Here is a 17980-nt window from a genome sequence, read left to right on the forward strand (position 1 = left end):
TACATACGCATATTTTTATAAATCTATACTTTTATTTGGTGAGAATGTGAAAAAAAGAACTCCGTAATAAAACTGATTACACATGTACAAAAAAAACAATAATATTTATGAAACCTTTTCACTGTATTAGTACTAATACAGTGAAAAGGTTCTCTTAAATCTCTGAATACTAATAAATTCTATTATAATAGTGTAGAATACTAACACTATAGAGAGTATTAACATAAAAAAAACCATTGAAAAGAAAATCGAGTTTCTATGATGTCCTTGTAAATCATAAGGCAAAATAGAATTGAATAAAGAAAATAGTTTCATATTTAGAAAGATACAAATGATATAGCTAAGACTTAATCCAATTATGTAGATAAAAAAAATTTTTAGTAATAATTCTCTCAATACATATTTAGGTTGGATTCCCAAATATATTTTTGTTTCAACATCTGTTCTATCAATTACCTTGATTAGTAAAATTTTATTTCTAAAGTCAAATAATATATATATGCTAATTATCACTATTAAAAAGGATAAAATATCCCTTCCAAAAGAAATTTGCATAATTAAAAACTGATTTCCATCTAAACTTAGTTGTGCCGACTTTAAATTGCTACTCATTATTTCTTGTTCCATGATTTGAATAAACCTTTGTAAATACAATTGCAAAAAGACACACTCAAAAAATAGGATTCCAATAATAGTAATCGAAACAACATATCTAATTCCTACTTTGTATGTGCTTTTAATACTTCTCCTAACAAGATATAGGTTAGATAAAATAGTTGGACCCACATTGATCATATACCTTCTCTCCTTTAGTTAACTTAATGATTCTAAATTCAGATTCTTTTATAAAGTTAGGATCGTGAGTAGACATAATAATCGTAGAGCCTATTTTATTCTTTTTTTTCAATAACTCAAATACTATTTTTGCATTTGCCTTATCTAAATTAGCTGTCGGTTCATCAGCAATAATAATTTGGGGATTCGCAACGATTGCTCTGGCAATATTCACACGTTGTCTTTCACCACCAGATAAATTTCTAGGTAAATTTTTTATACATTGATCTATTTTTAGATCTGCTGTAACTTCCTCAACTTTCGACTGTATCAATGAGAATGGATAACCTAAATATTCCAATTTATAAGCTATATTTTCAAATACTGTCCACTCTTCAATCAATCTTGTGTCTTGAAAAACCACCCCCATCATTTCCCTTAAATTTTGTAATTCGATATAGTTATATTGACATAATTCTTTATCCTTGATTTTCAAGCTACCCGTATTATACATTCGTCTCCCTTGAATCAACTCAATTAAAGTGGTTTTTCCCGAGCCACTTTCTCCTATCAAAAATACAAATTCTCCATGTTCAATTTGCATATTTATATTTTTTAATACTTTATTGTTTTTATGTTCCACTCCAAGATTATCCATCAAGATGAAATTATTCTTTTTCATACTTCCCCTCTGCCTTGTTTTGAAATATTGACATAGAACCTACCTATAGATATTTTCTCTGAACTACCATCTCACATAAATAAATTATTATTCCTGGTTATAAACTAAATAAACTTTTAAAACAGCTTTTTTTCATTCGTTATGTACCTCCCATTTTGGGAAAATAGAAATATAATAGAGCATAATATTTCCTAAAATATTATTTGAGCAAATTACATAATTAATATTTTTAGTTAATAAAAAATTCAAATGATTTATACACTGAGTATAATACATTATATATTTATTATTTTGTTTTATCCGTCATAATTGGTTGATTTAACATCATAATCGTATATGGAAATTACTTTTTAGTTCCTTCTTGTGTTTAGACTTTCCACTATACACTTCTTTGTCAGCCCTAAACAAAAAGCTTATAGGATTGAGTAGTATACCCCAATCCTATAAGCTGTGTTTCAGGCTCTATTTACTTCTTACTTGTGCCAATTCATCTGGTGTCATTTGGCGATACTCTCCTAGAATTAAATCTTCTGGCAGAAGAAAATTCCCCATACGTATCCGTTTCAAGTAAGTGACTTCTTTTCCAACGGCTTTTACCATCCGTTTCACTTGATGGAATTTGCCTTCATGTAAGATCAAGCGGATACGAGAAGTGTTTGTTTTTTCATCGACTGAGTCAATGAACAGTTTTGCAGGCAGGGTCTGTTCCTCTCCATCAATGAGTAACCCTTCTGCAAAGGCTGACACATCTGCTTTCGTCATCACACCTTTGACCTCTGCCAAGTATTCTTTTTCTACGTGTTTTTTAGGAGAGAGTAATTGATGTGAAAACTGTCCATCATTGGTCAGGATCAACAATCCTTCTGTATCTTTATCTAACCGACCGACTGGAAATAGATCTTCCCGAAAATCTTCATCAGAAAGTAAGTCGATGACGGTTTGATCATGATTATCTTGAGTTGCTGAAACTACGCCGGCAGGTTTATTCAAGATATAATAAAAATCTTTTTGATAATGTAAGGATTCATCTAGATACATCACCGTGTCTTCGGTTTCTTTCACTTGATATTTATCACTTTTAATACAGTTTCCATTGACTGTGATCAAGCCATTTTTGATTAGCCCTTTGACTTCTTTGCGGCTGCCAAGACCGATGTCAGCTAAAAATTTATCTAAACGCATGTGATTGTCCCCTTTTCAAGCAATGCCTGTCTTATTTGATGCGCAAACGTCGGCGTAAGCGAATCATCCCTTGACGACCTAATAACTTATCTGCGAGACGAAGCTTAAGTGCCAGATACGTATAAACCAAACCACCCACTCCAGCGACTAAAACAATTAATATTAGTGATTGGAACTTACTGTCTTGGTTCAAGAACATCCCAAAAATCATTTTCGTCAGCCCAGCTGCAAGGAGCATCAACAGAGTAAGAATAAAAATCAATAAGGTGCGGCGCCATACAAATTTCCGATTGAAGCGAGCCACTTGATGGATTTTCTTTAGTATCAACGAACAAGAAATGATAAATCCAATCATCGTTGCGAGCAATGGTCCATACACTTCAAAAATACGGATTGCTGGATACTGCAAGACTAATTTTACGAGAAACCCAACCAGTAAGTATTGGATCGCCGCTTTATTTTCAAACATCCCTTGGAGCATATTCGATACAAGCATATAAAGTCCTAGAAAAAGACCGACAAAACTTGCTTGGATCAATACTTGGCTTCCTAGTTGATCTGGTGTATAAAATAAAGTATTCAAAGGGTATGCCAAGAGCATCACTCCACACGCTGCAGGAAACATAATAAAGGAAAACAACTGTAAATTACTGCTTGTTAATTTTGCTAGTCCACGACGATCCTTGATCGTTACCGCTTCCGTGATCAAAGGTAAGCCTGTCGCAGCAATCGACGTCGCTAAAGCAATGACGACCATTGTCAACTTGTCAGGATTCGCACTGAAAATTGAAAAAAGATCCAATAATTGGGCATTGGAATACTCAGTGGTATCCGCCATGATTTTAATAAATGTAAATTGATCGACTAATTTAAAAATCGTGATCCCCGATCCTACGATGATAAAAGGAATCGCTTCTTTGATCGTATCCAACAATAATTCTTTCGTGGCAATGGTCACTTGGTTTTCACTGTACTGCACACGAGCTGCTGTATACGCTTGATGTTTCTTCAAAAAATATAATAAGACAGCCAAGCTGACGATCATCCCAATAAATGCTGCAAAAGTCGATTGAGTCACCGCAGTTACGTAGTCACCTGACAGGACTTTCATGATGATGAATGTAGAAAGCAACAGATAAAAAACGCGTGCAATCTGCTCAACGATTTGCGAAAGTGCATAAGGCATCATTTCCTGATTTCCTTGGAAGTATCCTCGAATAACACTCATACAAGGAAACACTAGTAGTGCTGCACTTAATGAGCGCATGATTGGAATCAATTCTTCCCCACCACCAGAGGCACGAGCTAACCAAGGCGAGGCAAAATACATAAATCCTGCAAAAAACACTCCTAAAACAGCCATCATTTGCATTGCTCTTAGAAACAACCGGTGAGACGTCCCGTATTCATTCAATGAATTGTAACGTGCGGTTTGTTTCGCAATGGCAGCTGGAATCCCTGCAGTTGAAATCATTAAGAATAACGCATAAATATTGTACCCCATATTGAATAATCCATTGGCAGCCTTTGCATTTTCACCCATCCAAGCATACCAAGGAATAATATAGACCGCACCAAGTAATCGAGAGATCATATTACTTGCAGTCATCCAAGCAGAACCTCTAGCCATTTTCTCTTGAACTGTCAAATTTTCTACTGCTGTTTTTCTTTGATTAGTCATTGATCAGATTCCAACTTTCTTCAAAACATTACTCATATTTTAAGTGTAAATCCACAAAGTAGCAATCTTTTTATCGGCTTTTTTTATTTTGTAGCGGTTGTAGTTGTTACGTAATCACTGTTTTATTTCACTCACAGGATGAACTGGTTCTCTATCTTCGTTCTTTCGAAATCATCGCTTTTTCATTTTTTTCTAAGTTGCTATTTACAACAGTTGCATTTTTTTTTGCATAATCACATTTTCTATTAAAACCTTCTATTTCGAATTTAGTATATAATTTTCTACTATTTTGATCAGAGGTAACTAGAGCGTCTCTTGTCTTTCCATCATTCGTTGATTTTATAGGAAACATTTTGCTTGTAGGTACAGTCTTTTTAGATGAACGTTTGCTAGGAATCAGTTCTTCTGCAAATTTACGATCTATCTTATTTAACACATAGTCTAACGCTGCTTCCCCTTTAGTCGGACCTCCTTCTTTAGTTAACAATTCTTGCAGTTTAGGGTTAGTTTCTACTTCTTGTATTAATTTAATTAATTCATATACATCATATTTTGCACGTTGTCGCCTATACTTGTTGATACATGGGATGATCGAATTCATAGTGATTTCTGGATTCATTGTCCTATTCCTTCTTCCATTTTTTATTTAAATAACAATTTTTAGATTGAAACAAGATAGATTATTCTCTTTACCATCCTTTTAACGTTTTGTTTTACTTAGACTTGCACGCTCCGACCAAACGTTTATCTTCGTTCTTTGGAAATCGGATGATTTACCTTTTTAGTTAATGCGGTGTTTACTGCCTGTGCAAATTCATTCGCCGAACGAATTTTACGTGTGAAGTATATCGGACTCTCTTTCACAGCCTCAATGGTTTTTTTGGACATTTGTGGACTCTGCGGCGAATCTTCTGTAGCCTTTACATCATCAAATTTGTTTGCGTGTTTTGTTCTGCTTGTGGTCAAGTCGCTTCGACTGATTCCTGCTTTCGATTGTTGTTCGTTGTTGCTTTTAGTGACAACTTGCGCCTTCTTCGCCTTTTCTAAAGCAATTCTATCGGACTTTCGATCGCCTCTTATCATTCCCCATGCTCTTCTCCACAGTAACTGAATTGCTCGACCGATTTGCTTTAGGGGTCTGAATCTTTGTTCACGATGAGGTTGATCTATCGCCTCATTAAATGAGTCTTCTTTGCGTACAAAGTTGTTTTCTAGTCTGGCTATTACATCATCTTCTGGTATATTATAATGTGAAACTATATATTTAAAGGCTAAAAGCTTCTCCTCTTTCGATAGATCCTTTTTGTTAAATAACTTTTCCCCAAATTCACGTATTTCTTCATCAATCATTTTCTATTCCTTCTTTCTTTTTTATTTAAGACTCGCCTTGCAGATACTATCAGACAGACCTAGTTTGTTTCTGTCCTTTTACCATTTTTTCTACTAAAACGTTAAAGCTGAGACCAAACGATTTACCCTCGTTCTTTAGAAACCACAGCCTTTTCTTTTTTTGAAAATAAGTTATTTGCCGTTTTGGCAGCTTCATTCGCCGAACGAAGTTTATGCGGCAAGTAGCTTGGACTATCCCTTATTATCTTAGTGGACTGCTTCTCATTTTTTTGGATCGTTTTTGGCTTTGGTAACGAACAATTCCCAACTGTTCTAGGTTCTTTTCTCTTTGTTCTCCTGCCTATTTTTTGGATTTTTTCAACTATGTATGACAAAATTCTTCGTCGTTTTGATTTAAGCTGTAGAGAGGTTCTCCCTAAAGATGGAACACTGTTGACTGTTTTTTTTGTTCGTTCTTCTGAATGTTGCGTGATTCTGCCTCCACCGAACTCTTCCTTCGCCTTATTTAAGGCTACGCTATTTAAAAATTTAGAATCTAGTAGATTTCTCCACACCCTGGTCATCATTCCCAGTTGTTTCCCACTGTCTTGACTCGCTTGTTTGGCTTGTTCCCTAGGTATCAAATGATCTTGTGAACTATAGCTATCGTCTAGACTATAGTAGATTGAGTCAGATTCTATACTATACATTGAACTATCCTCTAGATGATTTTTTGAATGTAAAGATTCAACCTCTCTGCTCCGTTCAGATTGCTCTCGTTTCTCTTTAGATACAGTATTTCTCTTTGATAACTGCTCATTAAATCCGCTTATTTTTTCAGAATTCATTTTTAGACCTTCTCTCTTTTTATTTCAATCAGTGATTCCTTAGTAAGATTTCCGTATCTCGCTTGATCTGCTGTTGGATATCAGCGATGGAACACTTCTTTGCTACATTCGTTGTTTTTTTGTGCACTATTTCCTGATGGAATACCAATTTTTTATTATGGAAATCTGCCCGTTTCTCTCGTATCCAATCATTTGTTCCTGTCCACTTTCCATATTCTATCTTCTTTCATTTTTACTTAAATCACCTGTTCCTGAAAATACGTAACAAAAAATATGCTATAATAAACCAAATAAATACAAAGTGAGGGATGATTCAATGAGCTTCTCCTTAGAAGATATCCGCAACTTATTGTTAAAAGAAAATCTGTTAAAAGAATTTGTATCACCACAGGGGTGGCATCTTTATGCTCCAGAAAATAGAGTATTCAAGAAATTAAGTTATGACTCACGTCAGGTCGACGCTGAGACATTATTTTTTTGTAAAGGATTAAATTTTAAAGAAGAATATTTAACTGTCGCAATTGCTCAAGGGCTTAATTACTACGTCGCCGAAGAACCTTATGAGAATGAAGCATGTGGCATAATCGTGACCGATATTCGCAAAGCAATGGCGATTCTTTCCATGGCTTTTTATGATTATCCACAAAACAAGATGCTAGTCATCGGATTTACTGGGACTAAAGGTAAAACCACCGCTGCATACTTTACAAAAGCCATTTTAGATCATACGACTAACTATAAAACTGCCTTGTTTTCAACAATGAATACCACATTAGACGGTAAGTCTTTTTTCAAATCGAATTTAACGACCCCAGAGTCACTTGACTTGTATCGCATGATGGCTGAAGCAATAGAAAACGGTATGACCCATCTTGTCATGGAGGTTTCTTCTCAAGCCTACAAGACGCAACGTGTTTATGGACTAACTTTAGATGTTGGGATTTTCTTAAATATCTCTCCAGATCATATCAGTCCGATCGAACATCCTACGTTTGATGATTACTTTTATTGCAAACGACAGTTGATCTTAAATTCAAAAAAAGTGATTTTAAACCGTGAGAGTGATTACTTTGATTTATTAGTGGAAACAGGTCAAGTCCACGGTATTCCTGCAATCACTTACGGACGAGCAGATACAACAGACGTTCAAGTGAAAAGTTTAGAAAATCAAACACAGGCGTTTCAATTAATCACACATGGTTCTGATTTACCTGTTGAAGCGGAGTATGAGATCAAATTAGCTGGTGGCTTCAATCAAGAAAATGCAGCTAGCGCAATCATTGCGGCGACTTTAGTCGGTGCCTCGATCACCGATGCCCAACAAGGCCTAAGAGAAGCTAGAGTACCGGGACGCATGGATCAGTTGACCCATAAGAACGGCGCCCATGTTTACGTTGATTATGCCCATAACTATTTAAGTTTAAAAACACTTTTAGCATTTGCTAAAAGTGAACATCCCAATGGTCGTGTGATCGTCGTTCTAGGAAGTCCAGGAAACAAAGCGATTTCCCGCAGAAAAGACTTTGGAGAAGTCTTGTCAGAAACAGCCGATATCGTTTTCTTGACTGCAGATGATCCTGCTTTTGAAGATCCACAAAAAATTGCAGAAGAAATCCACGCAGCAATCACCAATACAGCGCTTGCTGTTCATTATGAAATGGACCGTCCCACTGCGATCCAACTAGCATTAGCAGAAAGCCATCCAGAAGACTCTGTTGTGATTGCTGGTAAAGGCGTGGATGCGTATCAAAAAGTTGGTGGCGTAGATGAACCTTATGAAGGTGACTATGACATAGCAAAACGCTTGATCGAACAATGATTGCTTTATAGAAGAACCAGATTTTCTAATTTAGACAGCTAACACCAACTAAAAAGCCAACTCATCATGAGCTTTCCTTTTTTATGATGAGTTGGCTTTTTTATATGGTTATCTCTGTATTTTTTGAAGTAAGAGTAAGTGAATGATTTTTTCTTTAGATTTCTCACCTTTCAATCATTTTTTTATGAATCTTTGCTTTCAAGTTATTGAGAGATGGTCATTTCGAAGCACTGTATTAGGTCGTGCTTTAACGATTTTTTATTCTAAAAAAACGACTATTTCTTTTAATGCAACCTACTAGCGAAAAATATAGCGCAGTTCTTTACACGTATAATCACTTTCGTAATGTCCATAACAATTTTTCTCAGAGATATTGTGCATATTCGGTTTGTCTAGTACAACATATATCCTAAGATTAGAATAGTGGATGGCTATTTCAATGCTGTTTTTACACTCTCTTTCGATAGGCTTATTAAATATTTTTTCTTTTTATACTTGTTGCGATAGTAAAGTGCGCCCTTTTCCACGAATAATCGTCTTTCAATCACCACTTTTTTGAATCTATTCAACAAGCGATTTTTAGGGTCCCATTGCATACACTGCCAGTATCTTTTCCAATGCGGTCGATACTTATGTTCTTCTGCTAATAAGCTAGGCCACACTTTCTCAAATCCTTGCAACTCTTCTACAGTTTTAATTTTTTCCAACACTTTACTAACGATCCATTCATATAGCTCTTTATTGTAGTGATCAATGGCATATGCCGATGAGTTTAGTTCTGTCAGACTAGGAGATCCTTTCAGTGTCACTTTTCTCAAATTACACCTTGATAAAATAGTTTTCGCTGCTCATCCATCCCAAATCATAAAAGGTACACTTTGTCTGTATCCCTTCCACTATCCCACTTTCTTAAACTTAATCATTTACACGTAAATACGAAAATTGATATTCCTCTTACTTTTCTACCTGAACGGAATGTCTCCTTACTTTTGTTTGAGCTTGTTGTCTGATCCTCTGTTCATTTAGCGCACTTGCCTGTTTGCCAAACATTTCTACTTTTTCCCGAAAGGCTGGATTCATATCTTTTCTCATTTTTTTGACCGTTTGTATGATATTCTCGTCATGAATTGTCTGTATTAATTTATTCATTCGGTTTACTTTTGTCAGAGAAGAGGGGATGTTTTTCTGTTCCAGTTTATTTTTTTTACGCTCAAAATATCTTTGCCACTCTAGAACAAATGCGCCCTTGATCCAAGGTGGAGCTACTCTTTTTCCGTTTTCAAAGAAAGTAACTTTCTCCCCTAGTTCTGAATAATTCCGGTAAATTTGTCGGAGTGCACGTAGCAAAAGCTCATTTTTAAGGACCCTCTTAGGGAGTAAATCCACATTGTGTTTTTGAAGTTTAAAACATATCCCACGCAGGTCAATACCATCTAAGGAAATATAAATCGGGATATTCTCTTTTATAGCCATATCCACTGCAATCTCATAAGCTTGTATTTCAAGCCCTTTTACAGGCGCTTTCATTTTATGATCTTTATAACAGTAAAATTCATAATATAGTTTTTTTCCATCTGTTTTTAAACTACCGGGTGATGTTTTGGTAAAAAACACTCCCATTATTTTATTTAATCGATTGAATTGATCTTCCCTCTCTAACCCCATCGTTCGAAGATACTCAGGTACATGTACTAGCTTTTCGCTTTGTGATTCCAACAAAGAAGGTAATTTATTAGTAAAAATCTCCCAATCTTCCTTGGTTATCAGTTTCCCTTCCTCAACATGTCCCATGATCAACTTTTCGATTGCTTTATTACAAGCGTCAAACATATGCGCCTTATAGTCCTTGTTGACGAGTTTCTCCTCTATTTCAGGGGTTTTAGCTAACGATTCACAGGCGCTTTCATGACCAAAAAATAATATTTTTCTATTATTTATTGGTTCTTGATTCGTTTCTGATTCTGACTTTTTCGTGTCAATTTCTTGCTTAATGTAAGCTTGCCAATCTTTGATATAATTTCCATCAATCCAAGGTGGTGGCACACTTTCTATGTTGTTTATAAAAAGAAACTTTTCTTTAAAATTTTTTAATTGCGAAAATTCTCGATAGATATAGTGAATCGATTCGCGAAAAATAGCTGTTTCAGAGCGGTTTAAAAAATCGTAATCGCTGATATCTCTTTGATTGAAATGACTTAAAGAAAATAAAATAGTTAGCTGATGACTCATTGCCATATCTAGAGCCGTCTTGTACCCATGTTCCTTAAGTAGATTGATTGAAATTTCATTTCCAACAGCATTGGTATAGAATAATCTTTGGCCATCTGTCTGAAGATTTCCTGCTTGGATGGCTCCTTCAAAAACGTTTGTTAAGTGATTCTCAGGATAGCGATTCATTGACTCATAGTATTCAGAAAAATAAATTAATTTTTTTTCATTTTGTGGAAATAGTAACAAAGGTAAGTTATCAGAAAAATCCTCCCAGTCTTTTAATGTAAGTAGTTTATTTTCCTTAACAAACTGAATGATCAACTTCTCTATTTCATTATTACATGCGTCAAACATTTGTACCTGATAGTCTTTACCCGGTTGGAATCGTTCCGATTCATTTGACTCAAATAACCATTGATACTCACTTTTCTTCCCAAAAAACAAAATTTTTATTTCATTTGCTATCATTCTTTTCTCTCCTGTTCCCCAGTGACGCCTGTTTATTCTACGAATACACTTCAATAACCAAATATTTGTTGCCGTAACAGCCAATAATATATACACGAATCATCTAAATACTTCACAACGTGAACGCTCGCTGTCTACCGATAGATTTTTCTATTTTTTTTTGGATGTGTCCTTTCTCACTTACTTCTAAAAGCAGTGATTTGAAAGACTTTAATTCATTTTTCTTCTTCTCTTCTGGGAAAACATCATATGTTAGATCGTCCACAGATTTAGAGATCTCTTTCCCTAACTTTTTCTTACGATGCTCATGATACTTTTGCCATTCATGAATGTGATCTCCTTCAATCCAAGGAGCATTTACAATTTTTCGATTTAGGAAAAATAAGACTTTCTCCTTTAATTGATACCAATGTCGGTAAATATAGCGTAATTCTTTACAGGTATACTCACTTTTGTACTTTTTTTGGCGATTTTTTTTCATGACTTCTTTCATCTTTATGCCATCCAACACGAAATAAATGAGAATATTGGGATAATGGATGGCCATATCGATGCCATTTTTACAGCCTCTAGTAATATGGTCATTACAACTTATTATCTCGCCTTCTGCATTTTGAAAATACAATACGACACCTTCTAGTCGAAGATTTTCATGAAAGATTGGATAATTGAACGTTGCCCATAAACAGTTCTTAGGACTCCAGTCCATACACTGCAAGTATTGTTTCCAAAGCGGATGTTCATACCAAAATCGGAATAACACAAAAGGTAGTTGTTCTATAAATAGACGCCACTGCCCAAAAGTGCGTAACCTTCCTGATCTTTTTCGTTCAACTATCGCCATATGTAGCTTGTTATTATAATAATCAATGATATGTGCATGTTCTGATTCACCAGATAAGGTTGGATAGCCTTGTAGATCAACTTTATTATTCTTTACATCGGCAAAAAAAGCTTCACGTTTCTTATATAAGCCATAAAGCAAGATATCTTTTTCTGAATCCATTGATCTATCCCTCCATGAACTAACTGGCTTTGTCTCAGCTTGCCCTACTTGTTCTTGTCCGCAGTTCTTCCATTTACAGATCTGAACATTCAGCGCCCCCACTATAGGCAGACGCTAGATGTCTAAATCCGTTCATTCTTTTTCAAATCAACATTGATTTTCTTCCATGATCGCGACCACTCGTGTCCAACCAGCACTCGCTTTTTTGATTTTAGTTGGGAAACAGCTTAGCTTGAAACCAGTGGATGGCAGTTGATCTAAGTTCGTCAATTTTTCAATATGACAGTATTTCTTTTCGATTCCAGCAAAATGACCTTCCCAAATAATCGAGGGATTGCGAGTCTGTTTAAATTCTTCCGCAATAAACGGTAATGGTCGATCCCACGACCAAGCATCCGTACCAACTAAACAGATTCCTTGTTCTAATAACCAAAGGGTTGCTTCTCGTCCGACACCACATCCACTGATCAAATAGTTTGGCGTCCCCCAAAACGGCGCAGCACCTGTCTGGATAAGCACGATATCTTTTTCTTTGAGTGTATAGTTGATATTTTTCAAGGCGTGTTGAAAGTCAGTGACCGTCAACTGATAGCCATTTGGTTTATCTGAAAAATCAAGCATGACACCTTCCCCATAACACCAATCAAGGGGCACCTCTTCAATGGTCCAAGCTGGCTGTCCATTATCCATTGTTGGATGATAATGGTAAGGTGCATCCATATGAGTACCTGTATGCGTAGTGAGCTGGACACTTTCCATCGCCCAAGCTAAGCCATTAGGTAAGTCTTCCTTTTTTGCTGTTTCAAAAAAGCGTAACATATCAGGCACGCTTTTCTCGTGGTCTAAATAGTTGATCACCGGAATCATTTCTTGCGGATCACTTGGCACTTCATTTTCGATCGTGATACTTAAATCAATCATTTTCATTTACTTGTCCTCCTTTTTTCTAAACATCTTTATTTCATGCTTGTGTCTAGTATACGGAGGATTTCCCACATATTTGTCCTTTTTTTTCTGTTATTTGATATAAATATCAAGCATCCTTGAGTTGCTATCGACCACGTTTACATCCTTTTATGACTATCCATATATGAACCAGACTATTCTCCTTATTTTTATCATGTTGCGCTTTTGACTCTCCTGGCAATTGAAATGTTGCGGCTTCCTTTAAGAGGGGGAGCAACTGTTTTCTACTATTTCATGCCTTACTTTGATAGTGTTCTCCCTCTAGAAGTAACTTTGTAGGTTCTATTGACCAATAGATATCTATTTTTTTGTATACAAGGTTATTTTTACAAGCTTCTCCAATTTTCTCATTATTCAACATATATAGGCTTTCCTTTTTTCATAACAACTCACTAAAAAACTCAGTTACCATCTCTAACGAATGGCAACTGAGTTTTCTTTTGAATCACTAAGCTACTGAACCTTCTCTTGCTAATTCTGCGGCTTTTTCTTGTTCTTCAGTCAATAATTTATTGTCATAAAACTTGATGAATGGCAACCAGATGATAAAGCCGAGAATCGCACATAAGACGGCTAAGACAGCGGCTTTCCAGTCACCTCCACTACCAACAAAGGCGCCGATCCCTACAGGTGAAGGCCACGGCATTTGAGCTAACATTGGTCGAACGATTTCTAGTTTGATGGCAAAGTATGCTAATGATGCGGATGCCATTGGTGCTAAGAAAAATGGTACTGCCAAGTAAGGGTTATAAACGATCGGCATCCCGAAAATGATTGGCTCGTTGATATTAAAGATCCCTGGTACTAATGATGCTTTTCCTAATACTTTTAACTGATCGGATTTTGCCATAAAAGCAATAAAGATAATTAGTCCTAATGTCGCTCCAGAACCACCAACTGTTACATAAGAGTTATTAAATTCGCCGGCTAATGGATAATTTGCACCTTGCGCATTTGCTGCCATATTCGCTAAGACGATTGGTGTCAAGAATGAGGTAATAATATTCGCCCCATGAATCCCTACGATCCATAATGCGTGGATCAAGAAATAAATGATCATGATACCTATCCACGTATTCGTCAATTCTGTTACAAATCCAAATGGAATAGCGATCATTTTGAAAATATCTGTTCCTAAAGCAACTAATGTGCCGTTGACAAGCATCACCACAAAGGCAATCACAAACGTTGGGATCAACGCGGTAAAGGAACGTGAAACCCCAGGTGGTACAACATCTGGCATCTTGATGACCCAGTTGCGTTTTACACACATACAATACAACTCAACTGCAATGTAAGACATGATGATTGCGGTAAAAATACCTGACGTACCTAGACGTTCGACAAATGCGCCCATACGTACCCCACTAACAATAGTTTCTGCATCGGTCATACTAGAGATCAAGCTGATTTTTCCGTCTGAAATGATCAACTCTGGAATACACATAAAGAAAGCAAAAACAGATAATAGCGCGCCAGTTAAAGGATTGACGTTCAGTGCTTGTTCATCTCTTTCGATCGACGTTAATTCATAAGCAAATACAATAGCAAAATAAACAGATAATATCCCCATCGTCATCGTGTTGACGATCATATACAAGTCGCTGACTTTAAAGAAAGTTGCATTGAAAAATCCTTCTAAAAATGGAAATGGTAACGGTAAAATATTCAAAACTAAAAACATCGAGCCTACGATCGTAAAGGGAATCGACGCCATCCCAGCAGCCATTACTGCGCGTACGATCTTGAACTGTGCCACTTTCCCCATCGGTCCCATCAAATATTTCTGTAGAAAATCAAACATCTATTTACTCCCCTTTCCAAAATGTACTACACGTTCATACTCTTTGATTCGTTGATAGTGACGATCCGTATTTGCATGGATTTTATTCAAGCGTCGCTGACAAAACAGACAGATTAGCAACCCACTGGCAATCACAAATAAAATCAATGCTTGACCATTTGAACCATTCGCCATAAAAGGAAACAACTGAGAATACCCTGGTGAAAATACTGCTAATAGGAGAAATACGTTGGTTACCGCTTGCAAGCGGTAATAATTTCGAGTAACCGTTGCATTGTTTTTATGTGTGCGATAGAGTGCCACTTGTTCTGCGACGACTGGTAAAAGAAAGAATAATAGCCCTAATGGCACCCAAAACATCTTGCTACTCGCAAGAAGTAAGGCAACCAGCCAATAAAGATTGGTAAAAAAGAACCCAGCCGTTAAGTAGCGAATGATCAAATAACGATTAAAATACAAGACTTTCAAACTAAATGCCTTTTTCTCTAATTCTCGTTGTTTTTTTTCAGCTTCACTCATTTTTTCACCCCCTGTTCTTGTTTATTTTTGATATAGATAGCTCATTTCTTTTGCAACTTCCAATAACGTCATCGTCGTCATCAGATGATCTTGCGCATGGACCATAATGATCTCCATTTCAATTTTTTGCCCACTCGCGTATTCCTTCAATAAATGCGTTTGTGATTTATGGGCTTCTAAAATTTCTTGATTTGCTTCATTTAGCTTTTCTTCTGCTTCTGTAAAATCTTCTGCTCGTAACAAAGCAAATGCCTCGTGGATCAATGTTCGTGCATTGCCACTGTGAAAAATAATATCAAAAGCGGTTACTTGGAGCTCTTCACTCGTCATTTTCTCCGTCATCAAGACTCCTCCTTAATAAATCATTTTTATAAATTGTTCATTAAAATTTTCAAACGTTGGTTCAGCTAAAATCTGCTGCTGTAAATCCAATCGATCAATAAATTTCACGATTGCTTTCGTTACAACAGTGATTCCTTCATTCTCAATACAAGAAGGAGAGACTAGAAAGACAAAATGGATCGCCCCTTGTTCATCCCATTCCATCCCATCAGGAATGATCCCCACTGCAATTTTAGCAGTAGCCCCCACTGGGATCGCTGGATGCGGGACAACTACTTGTTCACTGAAAATGATTTGCCCCATTTTCTCACGACGTTCGATTTGGTGAGCCATCTCAGACGTATAATTCTCCGTTTCATCTTCTTGTAAAAGTGCCAATAAATCATTGATAGCTTGGACTTTTGTTGGTGCTGAAGGATAAACTTTAAACCAATTTCTAGAAATCTGCTCTTCATAAAAACTTACTTTTTCCTTCATAAAAGATAACGCTTCTTGTGGTTTCACAAAACAACTTGGACGATGTTCTTCAATCACTTTACGGATCTTTTGAACATCCTGATCATTCAAGAAAACACTAACATGGAGAACAGGTACTTTGAAAAACATCGTAGATAAATCAATAGAAGAAATGATTACATCGATATCTTCTAATGCCTGTTCATCGATTTCGTAGTAGCCTTTTACTTGTTTCACTGCAATGTTTTTCCCAAATTCACTCAATACCCGATTTTTCAGCAATTGTGCACTTCCATAACCAGTCGCACAGATGATCAACGCCTGTAGTTTACAATCGACCTTATTTTTTTCAATCGCTGCCATTAGGTGAAGCGCTAAATACGCCCATTCATCCTCATTGATTTTATAACCTTTCAAAGAAGGCATCTGACTGAAATAGTGTTTAGTCAATTCAAAGGCTCGCGGATCTTCTTTTTTGATCTCTTTTGTTAAAGGATTTTCCAAAGCAATCCCTCTCTTTAAACGAACCAACATTGGTTCTAAATGATTGAGCAAGCCATTCCTGAATTGATAATCTTCGACGATTGACTGACCAAGAACCTGAGCAAGCTCTTTAAGAACTGACATTAGCTCTGTCACTAACTCCTGATTCTCCCTTTTATGGCTTTGATTCGATTTAGCCATCAAATGTAAGGCTAAATAAGCAATTTCATCTTTTGGGAAACGAACATTCATTATAGACTCGATCCGTCTGGTTATATTCTTGGCTGCTTGATATTCGGTCTCATGGATTTCTTCTCCAGTGATTTCAGGCACTTGTATCTCAAATCCGGCTCGCATTCGCTTGATTGCCAATGCTAAATGTAACGCTAAATTTTGTATCACAAAATCGGACACCTTTAATTTGGATTCACGAATCTCGTCCAAGATGATGATCACTAATTCTTCAAAATTGATTTCCTTGAAGAATTGACTGTTACCGAGATATTCTTTTAAAGAATTGGTATACTTATTTCCAAAAAAGGTATCCATGATCACATGTCGCTTGTCTTGTTCTTGACCCTCGATCCACATTCCCTGTTTATGTTTCGACACAATTTTCAACGAATATTCGGCTAACTTCTCTTTGATTTCTTGGATATCATTCACTAAACTCGAACGGCTGATATATAACTCTTCTGCCAAATCATCGATCACGATTGCGCGATCTTCCAAAAGTAGTTTATTTAAAATATACTTTTTTCGATCTTCTGAACCATAGAACTCAGTCACCTGATCGCCATATTCCACAGTGACTTCTCGTTGCTTTAAAAACAGCGCAAAAGCAAGCTTGTTGACGACCTCTAATTGATACCCTTGCCCTTGCTTTGCAATGAGTCTTCCGCCATTGGTTTCGATCACTTCATTCAATGTTTTCAAATAGTTTCGAATCGTACGGTCAGATAATAATAATTCAGAAGCGAGGTACTGGCTTGTGAGGTATTCTCCTTGATGATCAATCAATTGCCGCAATAACTCTTTTTCTGTTTGTTTCATTATTATCTTCCCCTATTCGTCTATATATTTTCCTCAATCAGCTCTGCTAATTTTTGGATACCCGTAGGGATAGGAACATACGCTTGGAATGGTATACTTACGACCGGTTTCCCTACTGTTTTTCCTAGTTTAACAAATTTATCCAAGTACATTGTAGTTTGAGGACTGATCAAGAACAAATCGAAATCACTTGTCTTGATTTGGTTGTCCCCTTCTGTTGCAGAAACCGCGTCAACAAATACCTCTTCGCCTTTTCCTTTAAAATATTCTGTTGTTTTTGATGCCATCATCGAAGAAGACATTCCTGCGGCACAAATAATCAATGCTTTTTTCATTACGATCACTCCTCTATTTTTT

16 protein-coding genes are annotated in these 17980 nt (G+C 36.3%); 1 reads left to right on the plus strand and 15 read right to left on the minus strand.

Features of this window, described 5'->3' with window-relative positions; genetic code table 11:
* Positions 1-763: 763 nt before the first annotated feature.
* The 6 genes from I2F89_RS11035 to I2F89_RS11060 all read right to left on the minus strand — a co-directional run bounded on the left by I2F89_RS11035 (position 764) and on the right by I2F89_RS11060 (position 6496).
* Positions 764-1456 carry a cell division ATP-binding protein FtsE gene (locus tag I2F89_RS11035; RefSeq protein WP_081367455.1) on the minus strand — a complete coding sequence of 231 codons (693 nt, stop codon included), beginning with the start codon at positions 1454-1456 and terminating at the stop codon, positions 764-766.
* 462 nt (positions 1457-1918) lie between these two features.
* Positions 1919-2638, minus strand: a complete 720-nt coding sequence (locus I2F89_RS11040) for a pseudouridine synthase (RefSeq protein ID WP_071867535.1) — start codon at positions 2636-2638, stop codon at positions 1919-1921.
* A 31-nt stretch (positions 2639-2669) separates the two neighbouring features.
* Positions 2670-4319 (minus strand): putative polysaccharide biosynthesis protein, encoded by a 1650-nt coding sequence (locus tag I2F89_RS11045; RefSeq protein ID WP_195514328.1) that lies wholly within the window; start codon positions 4317-4319, stop codon positions 2670-2672.
* A 151-nt stretch (positions 4320-4470) separates the two neighbouring features.
* A complete protein-coding gene (locus I2F89_RS11050; protein WP_142433553.1) occupies positions 4471-4938 on the minus strand; it encodes a hypothetical protein in 468 nt (155 codons plus the stop codon).
* Between the two features lie 125 nt (positions 4939-5063).
* Positions 5064-5669 (minus strand): hypothetical protein, encoded by a 606-nt coding sequence (locus I2F89_RS11055; protein WP_142433552.1) that lies wholly within the window; start codon positions 5667-5669, stop codon positions 5064-5066.
* A gap of 122 nt (positions 5670-5791) precedes the next feature.
* Entirely contained in the window at positions 5792-6496 is a 705-nt protein-coding gene (locus tag I2F89_RS11060; protein ID WP_142433551.1) for a hypothetical protein, read from the minus strand.
* A 316-nt stretch (positions 6497-6812) separates the two neighbouring features.
* Here I2F89_RS11060 and I2F89_RS11065 point away from each other — a divergent pair, with 316 nt between their 5' ends.
* Positions 6813-8315, plus strand: a complete 1503-nt coding sequence (locus I2F89_RS11065) for a UDP-N-acetylmuramoyl-L-alanyl-D-glutamate--L-lysine ligase (protein ID WP_195514329.1) — start codon at positions 6813-6815, stop codon at positions 8313-8315.
* Positions 8316-8746: 431 nt separating this feature from the next.
* On the opposite strand, the gene I2F89_RS11070 is transcribed toward I2F89_RS11065, so the two are convergent.
* From I2F89_RS11070 to I2F89_RS11110, 9 genes are all read right to left on the minus strand, one after another.
* Positions 8747-9124: a hypothetical protein gene (locus tag I2F89_RS11070; RefSeq protein WP_074801409.1), complete on the minus strand. Its 378-nt coding sequence runs from the start codon at positions 9122-9124 to the stop codon at positions 8747-8749.
* A gap of 145 nt (positions 9125-9269) precedes the next feature.
* Positions 9270-10994 (minus strand): hypothetical protein, encoded by a 1725-nt coding sequence (locus I2F89_RS11075; RefSeq protein ID WP_195514330.1) that lies wholly within the window; start codon positions 10992-10994, stop codon positions 9270-9272.
* 112 nt (positions 10995-11106) lie between these two features.
* Entirely contained in the window at positions 11107-12000 is an 894-nt protein-coding gene (locus I2F89_RS11080) for a hypothetical protein (protein WP_086335575.1), read from the minus strand.
* A 147-nt stretch (positions 12001-12147) separates the two neighbouring features.
* Positions 12148-12927, minus strand: a complete 780-nt coding sequence (locus tag I2F89_RS11085; protein WP_195514331.1) for a cyclase family protein — start codon at positions 12925-12927, stop codon at positions 12148-12150.
* Positions 12928-13414: 487 nt separating this feature from the next.
* Positions 13415-14770, minus strand: a complete 1356-nt coding sequence (gene celB / locus I2F89_RS11090; protein ID WP_195514332.1) for a PTS cellobiose transporter subunit IIC — start codon at positions 14768-14770, stop codon at positions 13415-13417.
* A complete protein-coding gene (locus I2F89_RS11095; RefSeq protein WP_071867525.1) occupies positions 14771-15289 on the minus strand; it encodes a hypothetical protein in 519 nt (172 codons plus the stop codon).
* Between the two features lie 21 nt (positions 15290-15310).
* Complete coding sequence (locus tag I2F89_RS11100; RefSeq protein WP_071867524.1) at positions 15311-15631, minus strand: PTS cellobiose transporter subunit IIA; 321 nt, start codon at positions 15629-15631, stop codon at positions 15311-15313.
* Between the two features lie 12 nt (positions 15632-15643).
* Positions 15644-17623: a BglG family transcription antiterminator gene (locus tag I2F89_RS11105; RefSeq protein ID WP_086335572.1), complete on the minus strand. Its 1980-nt coding sequence runs from the start codon at positions 17621-17623 to the stop codon at positions 15644-15646.
* 20 nt (positions 17624-17643) lie between these two features.
* On the minus strand, positions 17644-17958 hold the full coding sequence (locus I2F89_RS11110) for a PTS cellobiose transporter subunit IIB (RefSeq protein WP_010734143.1): 315 nt from the start codon (positions 17956-17958) through the stop codon (positions 17644-17646).
* Between the last annotated feature and the right edge of the window lie 22 nt (positions 17959-17980).

It is taken from the genome of Enterococcus sp. 1001283B150225_161107_E12, from assembly GCF_015556925.1.
Taxonomy (GTDB): domain Bacteria; phylum Bacillota; class Bacilli; order Lactobacillales; family Enterococcaceae; genus Enterococcus_B; species Enterococcus_B mundtii.

Excerpts from the sequence above, each read along its gene's own strand:
- I2F89_RS11065 (WP_195514329.1), top strand. The coding sequence starts at position 6,813 with ATGAGCTTCTCCTTAGAAGATATCCGCAACTTATTGTTAAAAGAAAAT.
- I2F89_RS11055 (WP_142433552.1), bottom strand. The coding sequence starts at position 5,669 with ATGATTGATGAAGAAATACGTGAATTTGGGGAAAAGTTATTTAACAAA.
- I2F89_RS11075 (WP_195514330.1), bottom strand. The coding sequence starts at position 10,994 with ATGATAGCAAATGAAATAAAAATTTTGTTTTTTGGGAAGAAAAGTGAG.
- I2F89_RS11100 (WP_071867524.1), bottom strand. The coding sequence starts at position 15,631 with ATGACGGAGAAAATGACGAGTGAAGAGCTCCAAGTAACCGCTTTTGAT.
- I2F89_RS11085 (WP_195514331.1), bottom strand. The coding sequence starts at position 12,927 with ATGAAAATGATTGATTTAAGTATCACGATCGAAAATGAAGTGCCAAGT.
- I2F89_RS11035 (WP_081367455.1), bottom strand. The coding sequence starts at position 1,456 with ATGAAAAAGAATAATTTCATCTTGATGGATAATCTTGGAGTGGAACAT.
- I2F89_RS11110 (WP_010734143.1), bottom strand. The coding sequence starts at position 17,958 with ATGAAAAAAGCATTGATTATTTGTGCCGCAGGAATGTCTTCTTCGATG.
- I2F89_RS11080 (WP_086335575.1), bottom strand. The coding sequence starts at position 12,000 with ATGGATTCAGAAAAAGATATCTTGCTTTATGGCTTATATAAGAAACGT.
- I2F89_RS11095 (WP_071867525.1), bottom strand. The coding sequence starts at position 15,289 with ATGAGTGAAGCTGAAAAAAAACAACGAGAATTAGAGAAAAAGGCATTT.
- I2F89_RS11045 (WP_195514328.1), bottom strand. The coding sequence starts at position 4,319 with ATGACTAATCAAAGAAAAACAGCAGTAGAAAATTTGACAGTTCAAGAG.
- I2F89_RS11105 (WP_086335572.1), bottom strand. The coding sequence starts at position 17,623 with ATGAAACAAACAGAAAAAGAGTTATTGCGGCAATTGATTGATCATCAA.
- I2F89_RS11040 (WP_071867535.1), bottom strand. The coding sequence starts at position 2,638 with ATGCGTTTAGATAAATTTTTAGCTGACATCGGTCTTGGCAGCCGCAAA.
- I2F89_RS11060 (WP_142433551.1), bottom strand. The coding sequence starts at position 6,496 with ATGAATTCTGAAAAAATAAGCGGATTTAATGAGCAGTTATCAAAGAGA.
- I2F89_RS11050 (WP_142433553.1), bottom strand. The coding sequence starts at position 4,938 with ATGAATCCAGAAATCACTATGAATTCGATCATCCCATGTATCAACAAG.
- celB (WP_195514332.1), bottom strand. The coding sequence starts at position 14,770 with ATGTTTGATTTTCTACAGAAATATTTGATGGGACCGATGGGGAAAGTG.